Source organism: Sodalis sp. RH19, from assembly GCF_047324215.1.
Taxonomy (GTDB): Bacteria; Pseudomonadota; Gammaproteobacteria; order Enterobacterales; family Enterobacteriaceae; genus Acerihabitans.
On record NZ_CP178734.1, the window covers coordinates 564911 to 583032 of the forward strand.

The window sequence follows — 18122 nt, forward strand, 5'->3', positions numbered from 1 at the left end:
GGTGAAAATAACTATGACAGAGTTGATGACGCAACATCTCGCCCAGCCGGCCTGGCAGACCCGGGATCATCTTGACGATCCGGTAATCGGCGAATTGCGTGACCGTTTTGGCGCCGAGGCGTTTACCGTCCAGCCCACCCGTACCGGCATTCCGGTGGTATGGGTCAAACGCGAGCAGATTCTCGAGGTCTTGACGTTTTTAAAAAAACTGCCGAAGCCCTATGTAATGCTCTACGATCTGCATGGCGTGGACGAGCGCCTGCGCACCCATCGCCAGGGCCTGCCCGCCGCTGAGTTCACCGTGTTTTATCACTTGATATCCATCGACCGCAACCGGGATATCATGCTGAAGGTGGCGCTCTCGCAGAGCGATTTCCATCTGCCCACCGTGACCAAAATTTTCCCCAACGCCAACTGGTATGAGCGCGAAACCTGGGAAATGTTCGGCATGACCTTTGACGGCCATCCGCATTTGACCCGCATCATGATGCCGCAAAGCTGGCAGGGCCATCCGTTGCGTAAAGACTATCCGGCGCGCGCCACCGAATTCGATCCTTATATGCTGACCAAGCAGAAAGAGGATCTGGAAATGGAAGGGCTGACCTTCAAGCCGGAAGACTGGGGCATGAAACGCGGGCGCGAAAACGAAGATTTCATGTTTCTTAACCTGGGGCCGAACCATCCGTCGGCGCACGGGGCTTTCCGCATTATCCTGCAGCTGGACGGCGAGGAAATCGTCGACTGCGTGCCCGATATCGGGTATCACCACCGCGGCGCGGAAAAAATGGGCGAGCGCCAGTCGTGGCACAGCTATATTCCCTATACCGACCGGGTGGAATACCTCGGCGGCTGCGTCAATGAAATGCCGTATGTGCTGGCGGTGGAAAAACTCGCCGGCATCGTGGTGCCCGAACGGGTCGAGGTGATCCGGGTCATGCTCTCCGAGCTGTTCCGCATCAACAGCCATCTGCTGTATATCAGCACCTATATCCAGGACGTCGGCGGCATGACGCCGGTATTCCTGGCCTTTACCGACCGGCAGAAAATTTATGACGTGGTGGAGGCCATTACCGGCTTTCGCATGCATCCGGCCTGGTTCCGCATCGGCGGCGTGGCGCACGATCTGCCGCGCGGCTGGGACGGCCTGCTGCGCGACTTCCTGAACTGGCTGCCCAAGCGCCTGGATTCCTACGTCAAGGCGGCGCTGCGCAACAGCGTACTGCGCGGAAGGGCCGAGGGCGTCGCCGCCTATGGCGCCCAGGAAGCGCTGGATTGGGGCGTGACCGGCGCCGCGCTGCGCGCAACAGGCATCTCTTTCGACGTGCGTAAATGGCGTCCGTACTCCGGCTACGACAAGTTTGATTTCGAGGTGCCGGTGGGCGACGGCGTCAGCGATTGCTACAGCCGCGTGATGCTGAAGGTGGAGGAGATGCGCCAGAGCCTGCGCATCCTTGAACAATGCCTGAACAATATGCCGGAAGGCCCGTTCAAGGCCGATCATCCGCTGACCACGCCGCCGCCGAAAGAGCGGACGTTGCAGCATATCGAGACCCTGATTACCCACTTCCTCCAGGTCTCCTGGGGACCGGTGATGCCGGCTAACGAATCGTTCCAGATGATCGAGGCCACCAAGGGGATCAACAGTTATTACCTGACCAGCGATGGCAGCACCATGAGCTACCGGACCCGTATCCGCACCCCGAGTTTCCCGCATTTGCAGCAAATTCCCTCGGTGATTCGCGGCAGCCTGGTATCGGATCTCATCGTCTATCTGGGCAGTATCGATTTTGTTATGTCAGATGTGGACCGCTAATTATGCATGAACATACAGATACGCATGGGCGCGACGCCGCCCCCGGCCGCCAGGACGACACCGCCGCCTTTGTGCTCACGGCCCAGGAGCGAGAGGCCATCGAGCATGAAAAGCACCATTATGAAGATGCCCGCGCCGCCTCCATCGAAGCGCTGAAAATCGTGCAGAAACAGCGCGGCTGGGTGCCGGACGGCGCCATCGCGGCGATTGCCGAGGTGTTGGGCATTCCGGGCAGCGATGTGGAAGGCGTGGCCACGTTTTACAGTTCGATTTACCGCCAGCCGGTCGGGCGCCATATCATTAAATATTGCGATAGCGTGGTGTGCCATATCACCGGCTACCAGGGCATCCAGGCGGCGCTGGAGCAAGCGCTCGATATCAAGCCGGGGCAGACCACCGGCGATGGGCGCTTCACCCTGCTGCCCACCTGCTGCCTGGGCAACTGCGACAAGGGGCCGAGCATGATGATTGATGACGACACCCACGTTCATCTGACGCCGGAAGGTATCGGTCCGCTATTGGAGCAGTATCGATGATCAAACAGATTGTACGTACCGCCGAAATGCATCCGTTGACCTGGCGCCTGCGCGACGACGGCCAGACGGTATGGCTTGACGAGTATCGCGGCAAGAACGGCTATGCCGGCGCGGAAAAAGCGCTCAAAGGCATGTCCCAGGACGACATTGTCACCCTGGTCAAGGACTCCGGCCTGAAAGGGCGGGGCGGGGCGGGGTTTTCCACCGGCCTGAAATGGAGCCTGATGCCCAAGGATCCGGCCATGAACATCCGCTATCTGCTGTGCAACGCGGATGAGATGGAGCCGGGCACCTATAAAGACCGCCTGCTGATGGAGCAACTGCCCCATTTGCTGGTGGAAGGTATGCTGATTGCCGCTTTTGCCCTTAAGGCCTATCGCGGATATATCTTCCTGCGCGGCGAATATATCGAGGCGGCGGTGAACCTCAGGCGCGCCATCGCCGAAGCCACCGAGGCCGGTTATCTGGGCAAGAATATCCTCGGTACCGGCTTTGATTTCGAGCTGATCGTCCATACCGGCGCCGGGCGTTATATCTGCGGCGAAGAGACGGCGCTGATCAATTCCCTGGAAGGCCGCCGCGCCAACCCGCGCTCCAAACCGCCGTTCCCGGCCACCGCCGGCGCCTGGGGCAAACCGACCTGCGTCAATAACGTCGAAACCCTGTGCAACGTGCCGGCCATCCTTGAGAACGGCGTGGACTGGTACAAAGGCATCACGGCGGGCAAAAGCAGCGATACCGGCACCAAGCTGATGGGGTTTTCCGGGCGGGTCAAATATCCCGGCCTGTGGGAATTGCCCTTCGGCATCACCGCGCGCGAGATCCTGGAAGATTACGCCGGGGGCATGCGCGATGGCCTGACGCTCAAGGCGTGGCAGCCGGGCGGCGCCGGCACCGACTTCCTGACCGGCGATCACCTCGACCTGCCGATGGATTTCGAGAATATCGGCAAGGCGGGCAGCCGCCTGGGCACGGCGCTGGCCATGGCGGTGGATAATGAAATCAATATGGTATCCCTGACGCGCAACCTGGAAGAGTTTTTCTCGCGCGAGTCCTGCGGCTGGTGCACACCCTGCCGCGACGGCCTGCCCTGGAGCGTGAAGCTGCTGCGCGCCATAGAAAAAGGCGAGGGGCAGCCGGGGGATATTGAAACGCTGGAACAGCTGTGCCGGTTCCTCGGCCCGGGCAAAACCTTCTGCGCCCATGCGCCGGGCGCCGTCGAGCCGCTGCAAAGCGCGATAAAATATTTCCGGGAAGAATTTGAAGCGGGAATTGCAACGCAGCATATCGGTAATACCCGCACTATTGCCGGTATCCAGCCAAACTTGCTGAAAGCGCGTTGGTAACCCTGCATCCGCGCCTTTAGGCCAAACGAGGCCGGGCGGATGTTATGCACCCGAGACGCATTTTGATTAACGCCCGCGCTATTGCGGGCCACACTTGAGCATGCTGACTATGGCTACCATTCATGTAGACGGCAAAGAATACGAGGTTAAGGGGTCGGACAACCTGTTGCAGGCATGTCTTACCCTGGGTCTCGATATTCCTTATTTTTGCTGGCACCCGGCGCTGGGCAGCGTCGGCGCTTGCCGCCAGTGCGCGGTCAAGCAATATCAAAACGCCGAGGATACGCGCGGCCGGCTGGTGATGTCGTGCATGACGCCGGCGTCGGACGGTACCTTTATCTCCATCGATGATGAAGAGGCGCAACAGTTCCGTAAAAGCGTGGTGGAGTGGCTGATGACTAACCACCCCCACGATTGCCCGGTGTGCGAGGAGGGCGGCAACTGCCATCTGCAGGACATGACGGTCATGACCGGCCAGAATTTCCGCCGTTACCGGTTTACCAAGCGCACCCACCGCAACCAGAACCTCGGCCCGTTTATCTCCCACGAGATGAACCGCTGCATCGCCTGCTACCGCTGCGTCCGCTACTATAAGGATTATGCCGACGGCACCGATCTGGGCGTCTACGGCGCCCACGATAACGTCTACTTCGGCCGTCCCGAGGACGGCACGCTGGAAAGCGAGTTCTCCGGCAACCTGGTGGAAGTGTGCCCGACCGGGGTGTTCACCGATAAAACCCATTCCGAACGCTACAACCGCAAATGGGATATGCAGTTCGCGCCCAGCATTTGCCAGCAGTGCAGCGTGGGGTGCAATACCAGCCCCGGCGAGCGTTACGGCGAGCTGCGGCGCATTGAAAACCGCTTTAACGGCAGCGTTAACCACTACTTCCTGTGCGATCGCGGCCGTTTCGGTTACGGTTACGTCAATCTCAAGGATCGTCCGCGCCATCCGCTGCAGCGCCGCGGCGACGACTGGATCGCCCTGAACGCCGAACAGGCGATGCAGGGCGCGGCCGACGCGTTGCGCCACGCCAAGAAGATGATCGGCATCGGCTCTGCGCGCGCCAGCGTGGAAAGCAATTTCGCGCTGCGTGAACTGGTGGGCGCCGCCAATTTCTATACCGGCATCTCCGGCGCCGAGCAGGCGCGGCTGGCCCTGATGCTGGACGTGCTGCGCAACGGCGGCGTGCATACCCCGTCGCTGCGCGAAATGGAAAGTTACGACGCGGTGCTGGTGCTGGGCGAGGATTTAACCCAGACCGGCGCGCGCATCGCCCTGGCGGTACGCCAGGCGGTGAAGGGCAAGACCCGTGAAATGGCCGCGGCGCAAAAAGTCGCCGACTGGCAGATTGCCGCCATCCAGACCATCGGCCAGCATGCCCGCCATCCGCTGTTTGTCACCAGCGTCGATCGCACCAAGCTTGACGATATCGCCGCCTGGACCTATTGCGCCCCGGTGGAGGATCAGGCGCGCCTGGGCTTTGCCGTCGCCCACGCGCTGGACGACAGCGCCCCGGCGGTAGCGGGTCTGGATGACGAGTTGCGCGCCAGGATCGATGTGATCGTGCAGGCCCTGGCGGGCAGCCGCAAGCCGTTGATCGTCTCCGGCAGCAACGCCGGCAGCGAGGCGGTGATTGCCGCCGCCGCCAACGTCGCCCGCGCGCTGAAAGGCCGCGGCGCCGACGTCGGCATAACCTTCGTGGCGTCAAGCGCCAACAGCATGGGACTGGCGCTGATGGGCGGCGGTACCCTGGACCAGGCGCTGGAACAGCTTGAGCAGGGCGCGGCGGACAGCGCGATCGTGCTGGAAAACGATCTGTACCGCCACGCGCCGGCCCAGCGGGTGGACGCGGCGCTGGCCAAAACCGTCAATCTTATCGTGCTCGATCATCAGCGCACCGCCATCATGGATAAGGCCAACCTGATCCTGCCGGCGGCCAGCTTTGCCGAAAGCGACGGTACGCTTATCAACCAGGAAGGCCGCGCGCAGCGCTTCTTCCAGGTATACGACCCGGCCTACTATGATGCCGAGACCATTATGCTGGAGAGCTGGCGCTGGCTGCATTCGCTGCACTCCACCTACCTGGATCGCCACGTGGACTGGACCCAGTTCGATCATATCATCAGCGCCTGCGCCGAGACGCTGCCGCAGCTGGCCGGGATCAAAGAGGCCGCGCCCGATGCCGGTTTCCGCGTCAGCGGCCAGAAGCTGGCCCGCGAGCCGCACCGCTACAGCGGTCGCACCGCGATGCGCGCCAACATCGACGTGCACGAGCCGCGCCAGCCCCAGGACAAGGACACCATGTTCGCGTTCTCCATGGAAGGCAACAGCAGCCCCCAGGGCATGAGCAAGCAGGTGGCCTTCGCCTGGGCGCCGGGCTGGAACTCCCCGCAGGCCTGGAATAAATTCCAGGCGGAAGTGGGCGGACACCTGCGCCACGGCGATCCCGGCGTACGGCTGCTGGAAGCGGGCGAGGGCCGTATGGACTGGTTCACCGACGTGCCGGCGGCGTTTGTCGCCCCGGTCGACGGCCAGTGGCGCGTGGCGCCGTACTACCATCTGTTCGGCAGCGAGGAAACCTCCCAACGCGCCGCGGTGATTCAGGAGCGCATGCCGCAGCCTTACGTGGCGGTAAGCCGCCAGGACGCCGAGCGGCTGGGCGTCAACAGCGGCACGCTGTTGGAATTCACCTGCGCCGGGCAGTCGCTGCGCCTGCCGGTCAGGTTTAGCGACGCCCTGGCGGCCGGTCAGGTGGGCCTGCCGTTGGGCCTGCCCGGCATTCCGCCGGTGTGGGTAGGACAACGCGTTGAAAACCTGCGGGAGGCCGCGTTATGAGTTGGTTAACATCGGACGTGATTGACATCATTCTGACGGTACTGAAAGCGGTGGTGATCCTGCTGGTGGTGGTCACCTGCGGCGCCTACATGAGCTTTGCCGAACGCCGGCTGCTGGGCCTGTTCCAGAACCGCTACGGACCCAACCGGGTCGGCTGGGGCGGTTCGCTCCAGCTGGTGGCGGATATGCTGAAAATGTTTTTCAAGGAAGACTGGGTGCCGCCGTTTTCCGATCGCATGATCTTCACCCTGGCGCCGGTTATCGCCTTTACCGCTCTGCTGGTGTCTTTTACGGTGATCCCGGTCAGCCCGACCTGGGTGGTCTCGGATCTGAATATCGGCGTGCTGTTCTTCCTGATGATGGCGGGCCTGGCGGTGTACGCGGTGCTGTTCGCCGGCTGGTCGAGCAATAATAAATACTCGCTGCTCGGCGCCATGCGCGCCTCGGCCCAGACCCTCAGCTACGAGGTCTTCCTGGGCTTGTCCCTGATGGGCGTGGTGGCGCGCGCCGGTTCGTTCAGTCTCGGCGATATCGTCGCCTCCCAGGCCCATCTGTGGAATATCATTCCGCAGTTCTTCGGTTTCGCCACCTTTGTGCTGGCGGGCATCGCGGTCTGCCACCGGCATCCGTTCGACCAGCCGGAAGCGGAACAGGAACTGGCCGACGGCTACCATATCGAATATTCGGGCATGAAATTCGGCCTGTTTTTTGTCGGCGAATATATCGGCATCGTCACGGTGTCGGCCCTGATCGTCACGCTGTTTTTCGGCGGCTGGCAGGGGCCGTTTTTACCGCCGTTCATCTGGTTTGCCATTAAAACCGCCTTCTTCATGATGATGTTCATCCTGATCCGCGCGGCGCTGCCCCGTCCGCGCTATGACCAGGTGATGTCGTTCGGCTGGACAATCTGCCTGCCGTTAACGCTGCTGAACCTGCTGGCGACGGCGGCGGTCATTTTGTACAACGCTCAATGAGGGGTGAATAAACCATGACGTTAAAAGAATTAGTGTATGGTGCCGGCACCCAGCTACGCAGTATCTGGATGATCGGCATGCAGGCGTTCAGCAAGCGTGAAACGCTGATGTATCCCGATGTGCCGGTCAATACGGCGCCGCGTTTTCGCGGCCGCATCGTACTGACGCGCGACCCGGACGGCGAAGAGCGCTGCGTGGCCTGTAACCTGTGCGCGGTGGCGTGCCCGGTGGCCTGCATTTCCCTGCAGAAAGCCGAGACCGCGGACGGACGCTGGTATCCGGAGTTTTTCCGCATCAACTTTTCGCGCTGCATTTTCTGCGGCCTGTGCGAAGAGGCGTGTCCGACCACGGCTATCCAACTGACCCCGGATTTTGAAATGGGTGAGTACCGGCGCCAGGATCTGGTTTATGAAAAAGAAAATCTGCTGATTTCGGGGCCGGGTAAATATCCGGAATATAATTTTTACCGCATGGCCGGTATGGCGATCGACGGGAAAGATAAGGGCGAAGCGGAAAACGAAGCCAAACCCATTGACGTCAAAGGTTTGCTGCCCTAAGGAGTTAAGCATGGAAGTCGCTTTTTATTTGTCAGGCCTGGTGGCGATACTGGCAACCCTGCGGGTTATCACCCATACCCACCCGGTGCACGCATTGCTTTACCTGATTGTCTCGCTGCTGGCTATCGCCTGCGTATTCTTTGCGCTCGGGGCCTATTTCGCCGGCGCGCTGGAAATCATCGTCTACGCCGGCGCCATCATGGTGCTGTTCGTGTTCGTGGTGATGATGCTTAACCTCGGCGCCGCCGACCAGCGGCGCGAACGCGGCTGGCTTGCCCCGTCCGCCTGGGTCGGGCCGGGCATACTGTCGCTGCTGTTGCTGGCGATCCTGATCCGGGCCATTTACGGCGTGCCCGATCACGGCATATCGGGTGAGGTGATCAGCGCCAAGGCGGTGGGCATCGCGTTGTTCGGACCTTACGTCCTGGCGGTGGAGCTGGCGTCCATGCTGCTGCTGGCCGGGCTGGTGGTGGCGTTCCATCTCGGGCGTGAAGATCGCGAGGGCGATGCGCTGCCCAAGGGACCCAAGCTGCCCGATGCCATAAAAAGAAAACCGGAGGAGCAGGCATGATCCCGTTAACGCACGGACTCATTTTGGCCGCCATTCTGTTTGTACTGGGTTTGACGGGCATGCTCATCCGCCGCAACCTGCTGTTTATGCTGCTGGGGCTGGAAATCATGATTAACGCCTCCGCCCTGGCGTTTATCGTTGCCGGCAGCTACTGGGGACAGGCCGACGGACAGGTCATGTATATCCTGGCCATTAGCCTCGGCGCCGCCGAGGCCAGCATCGGCCTGGCGCTGCTGCTGCAGCTGCATCGCCGCCGCCAATCCCTGAATATCGATAACGTCAGCGAGATGCACGGATGAACCTACTCTATTTAACTATTCTGTTTCCCCTGGTGGGGTATCTGCTGCTGGCGTTTTCACGGGGACGCTGGTCGGAAAACCTGTCGGCCCTGGTGGGCGTCGGCGCCGTCGGCCTGGCCGCGCTGACCACGGCCTGGGTAGCGGTTGATTTTCTCGGCACGCGGGAAAGCGCGGCGGCGGTATTCAACCAGCCGCTGTGGACCTGGATGACGGTGGGCAAGTTTAATATCGCCTTTACCCTGTCGCTGGACGGCCTGGCGCTGACCATGCTGTCGGTGGTGACCGGGGTCGGTTTCCTGATCCATCTGTTTGCCTCCTGGTATATGCGCGGCGAAGAAGGTTATTCGCGCTTTTTTGCCTATACCAACCTCTTTATCGCCAGCATGGTATTGCTGGTGCTGGCCGATAACCTGCTGCTGATGTATCTCGGCTGGGAAGGGGTGGGGCTGTGCAGCTACCTGCTGATTGGTTTCTATTATAAAGAATCCAAAAACGGCGCGGCGGCGATGAAAGCCTTTATCGTCACCCGCGTCGGCGACGTGCTGCTGGCGTTTGCCCTGTTTATCCTGTATTCGGAACTGGGCACGCTGAATTTCCGCGAGCTGATGGTACTGGCGCCGCAGCATCTGGCGGTGGGCTCCACGGCCATCACCTGGGCGACGCTGATGCTGCTTGGCGGCGCGGTGGGTAAATCGGCGCAGCTGCCGCTGCAAACCTGGCTGGCGGACGCCATGGCCGGCCCGACCCCGGTGTCGGCGCTGATCCACGCCGCCACCATGGTCACGGCCGGCGTATACCTGATCGCCCGTACCCACGGACTGTTCCTGATGGCGCCCGAGGTCTTGCACCTGGTGGGCATCATCGGCGCGGTTACCCTGGTGCTGGCCGGTTTCGCCGCGCTGGTCCAGACCGATATCAAGCGGGTGCTGGCCTACTCCACCATGAGCCAGATCGGCTACATGTTCTTGGCGCTGGGCGTGCAGGCTTGGGATGCGGCCATTTTCCACCTGATGACCCATGCGTTCTTCAAGGCGCTGCTGTTCCTGTCCTCCGGTTCGGTTATCCTGGCCTGCCACCACGAGCAGAATATCTTCAAGATGGGCGGGCTGCGCAAGTCCATCCCGCTGGTCTATATCTGCTTCCTGGTGGGGGGCGCGGCCCTGGCGGCGCTGCCCGTGATTACCGCCGGTTTCTACAGTAAAGACGAAATCCTGTGGGGCGCGCTGGCGAACGGCCATTTCAACCTGATGCTGGCCGGGCTGGCGGGCGCGCTGCTGACCTCCCTCTATACCTTCCGCATGATCTTTATCGTGTTCCACGGCAAGGAGCAGATCAAGGCCCATGCCGGCAAAGGCATCAGCCATCACCTGCCCCTGCTGGTGCTGCTGGTGCTGTCCACCTTTATCGGCGCGCTGATTACGCCGCCTTTGGCGGGCGTGCTGCCGGACAGCCACCTGGGTGAAGAGGGCAAGATCACCCTGGAGATTGTCTCCGGCGTGGTGGTGATCCTCGGTATTCTGCTCGCCGCCGGGCTGTATCTCGGCAAGCGCCGCTTGGTGCATGCCGTGGCCGCCAGCGCCCTGGGACGGTTCTTCACCGTCTGGTGGTTTAACGCCTGGGGCTTCGACTGGCTGTATGACAAAGTGTTTGTCAGGCCGTACCTGGGCGTTGCCCGGCTGCTGCAAAGCGATCCGCTGAACAGCCTGATGAGCGTGCCGGCGGTGCTGGCGCGCTGGGCCGGACACGGGCTGACGCTTAGCGAGAACGGCCAGTTGCGCTGGTATGCGGCATCCATGAGTCTGGGCGCCGTGATTGTGGTGGCGCTGTTGATATTCGTGTAAACGGCGGCGGCGTTAAATGACACGCGCGGGGCGGGAAGAACACCGGCATCATGTCTTCTCCCGCCAGTAGGTAAGTTTTCAGGTTTTTTTCAATTTAGGGATGCACAACGCCATGCTACTACCTTGGCTAATACTTTTCCCCTTCATTGGCGGTCTGCTGTGTTGGCAATGCGAGCGCTTCGGTACCAAGGTGCCGCGCTGGATAGCCTTGATCGCCATGGGGCTGACTCTGGCGCTCTCCCTGCAGCTGTGGCTGCAGGGCGGGTATTCACTGGTTTCGGCGCAGGGCCTGCCGCAGTGGCAATCCGAGTTTGTGCTGCCGTGGATACCGCGTTTCGGTATCTCGTTCCGCCTGGCGCTGGACGGTCTGTCCCTGCTGATGGTGGTGCTGACCGGCCTGCTGGGCGTGCTGGCCATTCTCTGTTCGTGGCGTGAAATCCAGCGCTACCAGGGCTTTTTCCATCTTAATCTGCTGTGGATCCTGGGCGGCGTCATCGGCGTGTTCCTGGCCATCGACATGTTCCTGTTTTTCTTTTTCTGGGAAATGATGCTGGTGCCGATGTACTTCCTGATTGCCCTGTGGGGCCATAAGGCCTCCGACGGCAAGACGCGCATCACCGCCGCCACCAAGTTCTTTATCTATACCCAGTCCAGCGGGCTGGTGATGCTGGTGGCGATCCTGGCGCTGGTGCTGGTGCATTATCATGCCACCGACGTCTGGACCTTCAATTACGAAGACCTGCTGCATACCCCGATGTCGTCGCTGGTGCAGTACCTGCTGATGCTGGGCTTCTTTATCGCCTTCGCGGTGAAAATGCCGGTGGTGCCGCTGCACGGCTGGCTGCCGGACGCCCATAGCCAGGCGCCTACCGCCGGTTCAGTCGACTTGGCGGGCATCCTGCTGAAAACCGCCGCCTACGGCATGCTGCGCTTTTGCCTGCCGCTGTTCCCCGAGGCGTCCCACCAGTTCGCGCCCATTGCTATGTGGCTGGGCGTGGTGGGCATTTTCTACGGCGCCTGGATGGCGTTTGCCCAGACCGATATCAAGCGCCTGATTGCCTATACCAGCGTTTCCCATATGGGGTTTGTGCTGATTGCCATCTACACCGGCAGCCAGCTGGCCTACCAGGGCGCGGTGGTGCAGATGATCGCCCACGGCCTGTCCGCCGCCGGGATGTTTATTATCTGCGGCCAGCTGTATGAACGTCTGCATACCCGCGATATGCGCCAGATGGGCGGACTATGGGGACGGATAAAATTCATTCCCGCGCTGTCGCTGTTCTTTGCGGTGGCGACGCTTGGGATGCCGGGTACCGGCAACTTTGTCGGCGAGTTCCTGATCCTGTTCGGCAGTTTCCCGGTGGTGCCGGTGATTACGGTTATTTCCACCTTCGGCCTGGTTTTTGCCTCGGTGTATTCGTTGATTATGATGCAGCGCGCTTATTACGGTCCGGCGAAATCGCAGGAACCCTTGCCGGGCATGACGATGCGCGAGCTGTTGATCATTATGCTGCTGGTGGTGCTGCTGGTGCTGCTGGGCTTCTTCCCGCAGGCGGTGCTGCAAACGTCCGACGCGGCAATGAGCAACGTTCAGCACTGGTTCTCGCTAAACGCAGCAGGATCAGCTGTTTCAACTCTAACAACAAGGCCGTAATTCGCCATGACAATAACTCCTCAACAACTGATCGCACTGTTACCGCTGTTGATCGTCGGATTGACGGTGGTGGTTGTGATGCTGTGCATTGCGTGGCGACGCAACCACTTTGTCAATGCCACCCTGACCGTTATCGGTCTGAACCTGGCTTTACTGTCGCTGTTTTTTGTCGGCCAGGCCGGCCCGATGGATGTGACGCCGCTTATCCGCGCCGACGGCTATTCGATGTTCTATACCGCGCTGGTCCTGGCGGCGAGCCTGGCCACCAGCACCTTCGCCTATCCGTGGCTTGCGGGCTACCCCGGCAACCGCGATGAGTTTTACCTGCTGGTGCTGATTGCCGCCATGGGCGGCATCCTGCTGGCCGGCGCCAATCATCTGGCCTCGATGTTCCTGGGTATCGAGCTCATTTCCCTGCCGCTGTTCGGCCTGATAGGGTATGCCTACCGGCAAAAGCGCTCGCTGGAAGCCAGCCTGAAATACACCCTGTTGTCCGCCGCCGCCTCGTCGTTCCTGCTGTTCGGCATGGCGCTGGTCTATGCCGACACCGGCGCCCTGGGTTTTGGCGCGCTGGGACAGCGTCTGGACGACGCCATGCTGCACCAGCCGCTGTTGCTGGCGGGGCTGGGCATGATGATTGTCGGCCTGGGCTTCAAGCTGTCGCTGGTGCCGTTCCACCTGTGGACGCCGGATGTGTACCAGGGCGCGCCCGCGCCGGTGTCCACCTTCCTGGCCACCGCCAGCAAGGTGGCGATTTTCGCCGTGCTGATGCGCCTGTTCCTCTATACGCCGGTGGTGAATAGCGACGCGCTGCGCCTGGCGCTGGCCATTATCGCCTTCTGCTCCATTATGTTCGGCAACCTGATGGCCATCGGCCAGACCAATATCAAGCGCCTGCTGGGGTATTCCTCCATTGCCCATCTGGGCTATCTGACGGTGGGTCTGATTGCGGTACAGGCCCATCAGCTGGCCATGGAGGCGGTGGGCGTTTACCTGGCCGGCTACCTGTTCAGCAGTCTGGGCGCCTTCGGCGTGGTCAGCCTGATGTCCAGCCCCTACAGCGGTCCGGATGCCGACTCGCTGTTCTCCTATCGCGGCCTGTTCTGGCACAAACCGATTTTATCGGCGGTAATGACGGTGATGATGCTGTCGCTGGCCGGCATCCCGATGACCCTGGGTTTTATCGGTAAATTCTATATCATGGCGGCCGGCGTCGGCGCGCACCTGTGGTGGCTGACCGGCACCGTGGTGCTCGGCAGCGCTATCGGCCTGTACTATTACCTGCGCGTGATGGTCAGCCTGTATCTCAGCCCGCCGGAAAGATTGCGCCGGGATACGCCGAGCAACTGGGCGCTCACCGCCGGCGGGGTGGTGGTGCTGATCTCCTCCGTGCTGGTGTTGCTGCTGGGTATCTTCCCGCAGCCGCTGATCTCCCTGGTGAGACTGGCGCAGCCGTTGATGTAACACGTTTTTCCCCTCCCGGTTACCGCGGCGGGAGGGCCGCGCGGGGCGGCGGTCGCCATGGCCGTTGCCCGACCCGGCCGTAAACGCGTCTGACTGAATAAACGAAATAGTTCTCGTTAAAAAATGCTTTATTGACCCCCGTCATTGTTTCTTAATGCCATTCGGTGATAATGAAAATAACTCTCATTGACGTTTGGCGTTGGCTCGATGTTCACTTCCGTTTTAAAATACCTTCTCTGCAGCGCTGTCCTGTTCCTGGGCATATCATCCGCCTGGGCGGCCGATGATTACCAGACGTGGGTCACTGATATCCAGGGACGGCTGGACACCACCGCGCGGCTGTATCAGCAGCAGCAGAACGACGCCGCGCGCCGCGAGGTGCAAATGGCCTATTTCGAGGTATTCGAAAATCTCGAGGGGCCGATCCGCATCAATATTTCCGCGCAGAAAAGCTATCAAATGGAAAGCCAGTTCGGCGAGATCCGCCGTCTGATCGGCGAGGGCAAGCCGCTGGCGGAAGTGCAGGATAAAATCAACGGCTTGAAAAATGAATTGACCGGCGTGCTGCCGGCATTGTCCGGCGGCCATCAGCTGGTGGCCGCGGGCCAGCATGACGCCTATAGCAATACGCAAATCGCCCTGTACTGGCAGCAAAGCTTTAAAACCATCGACGATCTGCTGGCCGACGCCCTGACGCAATACCAGGCGGGACAATATGCCGCCGCGAGCCAGCGCGTGCAGCAGGCGCATTTTCAGGGCTATAAGAATTCGGAAATGGAAATGTCGGTGCGCAATAACCGCTCCGCCCAGCAGGCGGCCGCCATCAACCAGGAATTTATCGCCCTGATCGCCCTGGCCGCAAAACCCGATCAGATGAATGACCTGTCCTACGGCGTCACCCAGCTATTGCAGGATCTGGAAGACCTGCTGCCGGGCCTGCCCACCACCCGTCCCGACCAGCCGGTGACCGCGCCCGCAGCCAACGCCCCGGCCAGCGCCGCGGCGGGCGGCGACGCCCAGCCCGACGCCAACTGGCGGCAGGTCGGCGACGACATCAACGCCGCGGTAGCCGCCGCCATCGCCCAATATCGCGGCGGACAGGCCAAAGCCGGCATGATGGCGATACAGGACGCGTATTTCGACCGCTTCGAAGCCACCGGCATGGAGAACAAAATCGGTTCGCGCGACGCGGCGTTTAAATCGACGCTGGAAGGCTATTTCACCCGCCTGGTCAGTCTAATGAAAGCCGGCCAGTCGGTCGCCCAGATCCAGGAACAGGCCGACGCGCTCGCGCAAAATCTCACCAAAGCGGTGGAAATGCTGGGCGAGGGCGGCGAAAGCCAGTGGACATTGCTGGTGTACAGCCTGCTTATCATCGTGCGCGAAGGCATGGAGGCATTGTTGATCGTCGCCGCCATCGTGGCCTACCTGGTCAAGAATAAGCATCAGGATAAGCTGCCGCTGATCCGGCAATCGGTTTGGGTTGCCCTGCTGGCGAGCGTGGTCACCGCCGCGCTGTTCCAATGGCTGTTCGCCAACTCCGGCGCCAACCGCGAACTGCTCGAAGGCGTCACCATGATGGTCGCCGTGGTGACGCTGTTCTTTATGAGCTACTGGCTGCTGTCCAAAGTGGAGGCCCGGCACTGGCAGGCCTATCTGGAAGGCAAGCTGACGCTGTCCCTGACCACCGGCTCCCTGGCGGGCCTGTGGTTTACCAGCTTCCTGGCGGTGTACCGCGAAGGCGCGGAGACGGTACTGTTTTATTACGCCCTGGTGGGGGACGCCGGCAATATGGCCGGGCAACTCGCCATCCTGGGCGGTTTCCTGATCGGCTGCGTCATCCTGGTGATGGCGTACCTGCTGATGCGGTATACGGTGGTGAAACTGCCGCTGAAGCCGTTCTTTATGTTTACCGGTACATTTATGTATTTGATGGCCTTTGTTTTTGCCGGTAAAGGGGTACTGGAGTTAATTGAAGGTAAATTATTCGAACCCACGTTATTAAAGGGCATACCTGAAATAAGCTGGTTGGGGATTTATCCCTATCTGGAGACCCTGGCGCCTCAGGTCGTTTTAGTACTGGCCGCGCTGGTCGCCCTCTGGGTGATGCGCCGGCGCTCCGGTACCCTGATACCAAAACAAGAAACTGTGTGAGCGCACAAAGCAATTTTTTTGATGACTGAGGAATGAGAGTTGATGAAGATGAATAACAGCCTGGCGGCCGTGATGGCCGTTGCCGGTATGACCTGCGCCCCGGCCGTGTTTGCGGCCGAGCATCCGGCGGGTGAAACCGTCACCATGAATGAAATGCAGATTGCTGCGGTCTATTTACAGCCTATCGATATGGAACCGCGCGGCATGGGTTTACCCGCAGCCAAGGCCGATGTTCATCTAGAAGCCGATATCCACGCGGTGGAAGGAAACAAAAACGGTTTCGGCGCCGGCGAATGGATGCCGTACCTGACCATCAGCTACACGCTGGTCAACACCGATTCCGGCGACAAACAGGAAGGCACCTTTATGCCGATGGTCGCCAGCGACGGTCCGCATTACGGCCAGAATGTGAAAATGATGGGCGTGGGCAACTACAAAGTGACCTTCCATATCGAACCGCCGTCAAAAGCCGGCCTTCATCGCCATACCGACGCTGAAACCGGCGTGGGCCGCTGGTGGAAGCCATTCGACGTCAGCTACGATTTTAAATATATCGGCCTGAAATAAATCCGCCGCGCCACGGCTGCCTGGCGGCCGTGGCGGTATTGGCTCTTGTCGCAGCGGCCTGCCGGAGCGCTGCATGACGAAGTGTTTCCGGTTCTGAGTCGTCGTCATGAATTATTTTTTTGTTACCGCCTTGCAAGCTTTCCTGCCGGTGACACTGCTATGCGGATTAAACTGGGCTAACCGCCCCGCGCCATCGGTGCGCGCGCTGGTATGGGTCAACCTGCTGGCGCTGGCGGCCGGTACCCTGGCGGGCGTGCGCCTGCCCGGCGGCCAATCGGTGCAGCTCACGCTGGTTTTCTTGCAACTGGCGGGGCTGGTAGTGTTCCTGGCCTGCCAATTTTCCGTTTCCGCCAGGGTGGGCTACTGCTGGCAAGGCCTGCTGGTGGCCGGCGCGGCGCTGCACTGGAGCAACGATCCCAATTTAAGCGCGTTGACGCCCACGGGCGTCATCAACACCGATTTATTACTTAATCTGAGCGCGGTGGTATTGGCCGTCGCGTTACTGGCGCTGTGCGCGGTGCTGACGGCGATGCTGGTGAAGCGCCTGCCGGCGTGGCGCTGGCCGCTGCTGCTGGCGCTGGCGCTGCTGTTGTTGCTGCCGTTGTGCGGCCAGGCGACGCTACTGTTGATGAAACTGGACGTCCTCGGGCTGACCAAGCCGCGGCTGAGTTTTGTGTCCAACGTCACCAACAGCAACCCCTGGCTCAACTATATCAGCGCCTTGCTGATGGCGGCGCTGCTGGCGGGCTTTATTGCGCCGCTGCTGCGCCTGCGCGGCGGATATCGCCACCAGGTGGAGCCTATCGCGCGCCGCAAGGCCATCGCGCGCTATCGCAATGCCCGGCGTACCGCCGCAACGCTGCTGGCCGCGCTGCTGGTGGTGGTGGCCGCGCAGCTGTATTGGGATTTGGTGGCCTCGCAGCCGCCGCGCCTGTCGGAAGCGGTGCCCGTGACCCTGGGCGCCGACGGCCAGGTGCATATTCCACTCGAACAGGTGCGCGACGGCAAGCTGCATCGTTTCGTTTGGGTGGCCGAGGACGGCAAGGCGGTGCGTTTCCTGGTGATTAACCGTTATCCCGATCGCCTGCGCCTCGGCGTGGTGTTCGACGCCTGCCTGCTGTGCGGCGACCAGGGGTATGTGATGGAAGGCAACCAGGTGGTGTGCGTGGCCTGCGGAGTGCATATTTTTATCCCCTCCATCGGCAAGGCGGGCGGCTGCAATCCCATACCCATTGACAACTGGCGCAACGACGACCATGAGCTGACCATCGGCAAAGCGGCGCTGGTGGCGGGGGTCAACTATTTTACCACCGTGCTCACCCTGCAGGTGACCGATCCGGTGGACGGCAGCAAACTGACCAATGTCAGCGCCTCCCATAAATACAGTTACGGCGGCAAAATGTACTTTTTTGCCAGTGAAGACACTTACAATCGTTTCCGCGCGCAGCCGGCGCAGTTCGTGCCGGCCACCGCCGCCGGCAGCGACGAAGCGGAGGGCGAGTAGCTT

14 protein-coding genes are annotated in these 18122 nt (G+C 61.0%); all 14 read left to right on the plus strand.

All coding sequences use genetic code 11. From position 1 onward, the window contains the following. Nucleotides 1-13 precede the first annotated feature (13 nt). The 14 genes from nuoC to ACL2XF_RS02725 all read left to right on the plus strand — a co-directional run bounded on the left by nuoC (nucleotide 14) and on the right by ACL2XF_RS02725 (nucleotide 18119). Nucleotides 14-1813: an NADH-quinone oxidoreductase subunit C/D gene (gene nuoC, locus ACL2XF_RS02660; RefSeq protein WP_410014206.1), complete on the plus strand. Its 1800-nt coding sequence runs from the start codon at nucleotides 14-16 to the stop codon at nucleotides 1811-1813. 2 nt (nucleotides 1814-1815) lie between these two features. Then, a complete protein-coding gene (gene nuoE / locus ACL2XF_RS02665) occupies nucleotides 1816-2349 on the plus strand; it encodes an NADH-quinone oxidoreductase subunit NuoE (RefSeq protein WP_410014207.1) in 534 nt (177 codons plus the stop codon). Next, the gene (gene nuoF, locus ACL2XF_RS02670; protein ID WP_413727943.1) at nucleotides 2346-3695 is read left to right on the plus strand and encodes an NADH-quinone oxidoreductase subunit NuoF; all 1350 of its coding nucleotides are present in this window, start codon (nucleotides 2346-2348) and stop codon (nucleotides 3693-3695) included. Before nuoE ends, nuoF begins: the two co-directional genes overlap by 4 nt. Before the next feature lie 109 nt (nucleotides 3696-3804). Continuing rightward, on the plus strand, nucleotides 3805-6534 hold the full coding sequence (gene nuoG / locus ACL2XF_RS02675; RefSeq protein WP_410014209.1) for an NADH-quinone oxidoreductase subunit NuoG: 2730 nt from the start codon (nucleotides 3805-3807) through the stop codon (nucleotides 6532-6534). Beyond that, nucleotides 6531-7508, plus strand: coding sequence for an NADH-quinone oxidoreductase subunit NuoH (gene nuoH / locus ACL2XF_RS02680; protein WP_410014210.1), 978 nt, complete (start codon nucleotides 6531-6533; stop codon nucleotides 7506-7508). The genes nuoG and nuoH overlap by 4 nt, the downstream gene beginning before the upstream one ends. A gap of 14 nt (nucleotides 7509-7522) precedes the next feature. Then, on the plus strand, nucleotides 7523-8065 hold the full coding sequence (nuoI, locus tag ACL2XF_RS02685) for an NADH-quinone oxidoreductase subunit NuoI (protein WP_410014211.1): 543 nt from the start codon (nucleotides 7523-7525) through the stop codon (nucleotides 8063-8065). A 10-nt stretch (nucleotides 8066-8075) separates the two neighbouring features. Further along, entirely contained in the window at nucleotides 8076-8636 is a 561-nt protein-coding gene (nuoJ, locus tag ACL2XF_RS02690; RefSeq protein WP_413727944.1) for an NADH-quinone oxidoreductase subunit J, read from the plus strand. After that, the gene (gene nuoK, locus ACL2XF_RS02695) at nucleotides 8633-8935 is read left to right on the plus strand and encodes an NADH-quinone oxidoreductase subunit NuoK (protein ID WP_162367989.1); all 303 of its coding nucleotides are present in this window, start codon (nucleotides 8633-8635) and stop codon (nucleotides 8933-8935) included. Before nuoJ ends, nuoK begins: the two co-directional genes overlap by 4 nt. Beyond that, nucleotides 8932-10776, plus strand: coding sequence for an NADH-quinone oxidoreductase subunit L (nuoL, locus tag ACL2XF_RS02700; RefSeq protein ID WP_413727945.1), 1845 nt, complete (start codon nucleotides 8932-8934; stop codon nucleotides 10774-10776). Before nuoK ends, nuoL begins: the two co-directional genes overlap by 4 nt. Before the next feature lie 112 nt (nucleotides 10777-10888). Further along, the gene (gene nuoM, locus ACL2XF_RS02705) at nucleotides 10889-12430 is read left to right on the plus strand and encodes an NADH-quinone oxidoreductase subunit M (RefSeq protein WP_410014214.1); all 1542 of its coding nucleotides are present in this window, start codon (nucleotides 10889-10891) and stop codon (nucleotides 12428-12430) included. 6 nt (nucleotides 12431-12436) lie between these two features. Continuing rightward, nucleotides 12437-13894 carry an NADH-quinone oxidoreductase subunit NuoN gene (nuoN, locus tag ACL2XF_RS02710; protein ID WP_410014215.1) on the plus strand — a complete coding sequence of 486 codons (1458 nt, stop codon included), beginning with the start codon at nucleotides 12437-12439 and terminating at the stop codon, nucleotides 13892-13894. A 207-nt stretch (nucleotides 13895-14101) separates the two neighbouring features. After that, nucleotides 14102-16048 (plus strand): FTR1 family iron permease, encoded by a 1947-nt coding sequence (locus tag ACL2XF_RS02715; RefSeq protein WP_413727946.1) that lies wholly within the window; start codon nucleotides 14102-14104, stop codon nucleotides 16046-16048. Nucleotides 16049-16090: 42 nt separating this feature from the next. Continuing rightward, complete coding sequence (locus ACL2XF_RS02720; protein WP_410014217.1) at nucleotides 16091-16615, plus strand: iron transporter; 525 nt, start codon at nucleotides 16091-16093, stop codon at nucleotides 16613-16615. A gap of 106 nt (nucleotides 16616-16721) precedes the next feature. Beyond that, complete coding sequence (locus ACL2XF_RS02725; RefSeq protein WP_413727947.1) at nucleotides 16722-18119, plus strand: Fe-S-containing protein; 1398 nt, start codon at nucleotides 16722-16724, stop codon at nucleotides 18117-18119. Nucleotides 18120-18122 lie beyond the last annotated feature (3 nt).

Coding starts and splice junctions, on each gene's coding strand:
- nuoL (WP_413727945.1), top strand. CDS start 8,932: ATGAACCTACTCTATTTAACTATTCTGTTTCCCCTGGTGGGGTATCTG.
- nuoC (WP_410014206.1), top strand. CDS start 14: ATGACAGAGTTGATGACGCAACATCTCGCCCAGCCGGCCTGGCAGACC.
- nuoE (WP_410014207.1), top strand. CDS start 1,816: ATGCATGAACATACAGATACGCATGGGCGCGACGCCGCCCCCGGCCGC.
- nuoH (WP_410014210.1), top strand. CDS start 6,531: ATGAGTTGGTTAACATCGGACGTGATTGACATCATTCTGACGGTACTG.
- ACL2XF_RS02725 (WP_413727947.1), top strand. CDS start 16,722: ATGAATTATTTTTTTGTTACCGCCTTGCAAGCTTTCCTGCCGGTGACA.
- nuoF (WP_413727943.1), top strand. CDS start 2,346: ATGATCAAACAGATTGTACGTACCGCCGAAATGCATCCGTTGACCTGG.
- nuoG (WP_410014209.1), top strand. CDS start 3,805: ATGGCTACCATTCATGTAGACGGCAAAGAATACGAGGTTAAGGGGTCG.
- nuoI (WP_410014211.1), top strand. CDS start 7,523: ATGACGTTAAAAGAATTAGTGTATGGTGCCGGCACCCAGCTACGCAGT.
- ACL2XF_RS02720 (WP_410014217.1), top strand. CDS start 16,091: ATGAAGATGAATAACAGCCTGGCGGCCGTGATGGCCGTTGCCGGTATG.
- nuoK (WP_162367989.1), top strand. CDS start 8,633: ATGATCCCGTTAACGCACGGACTCATTTTGGCCGCCATTCTGTTTGTA.
- nuoJ (WP_413727944.1), top strand. CDS start 8,076: ATGGAAGTCGCTTTTTATTTGTCAGGCCTGGTGGCGATACTGGCAACC.
- nuoN (WP_410014215.1), top strand. CDS start 12,437: ATGACAATAACTCCTCAACAACTGATCGCACTGTTACCGCTGTTGATC.
- ACL2XF_RS02715 (WP_413727946.1), top strand. CDS start 14,102: ATGTTCACTTCCGTTTTAAAATACCTTCTCTGCAGCGCTGTCCTGTTC.
- nuoM (WP_410014214.1), top strand. CDS start 10,889: ATGCTACTACCTTGGCTAATACTTTTCCCCTTCATTGGCGGTCTGCTG.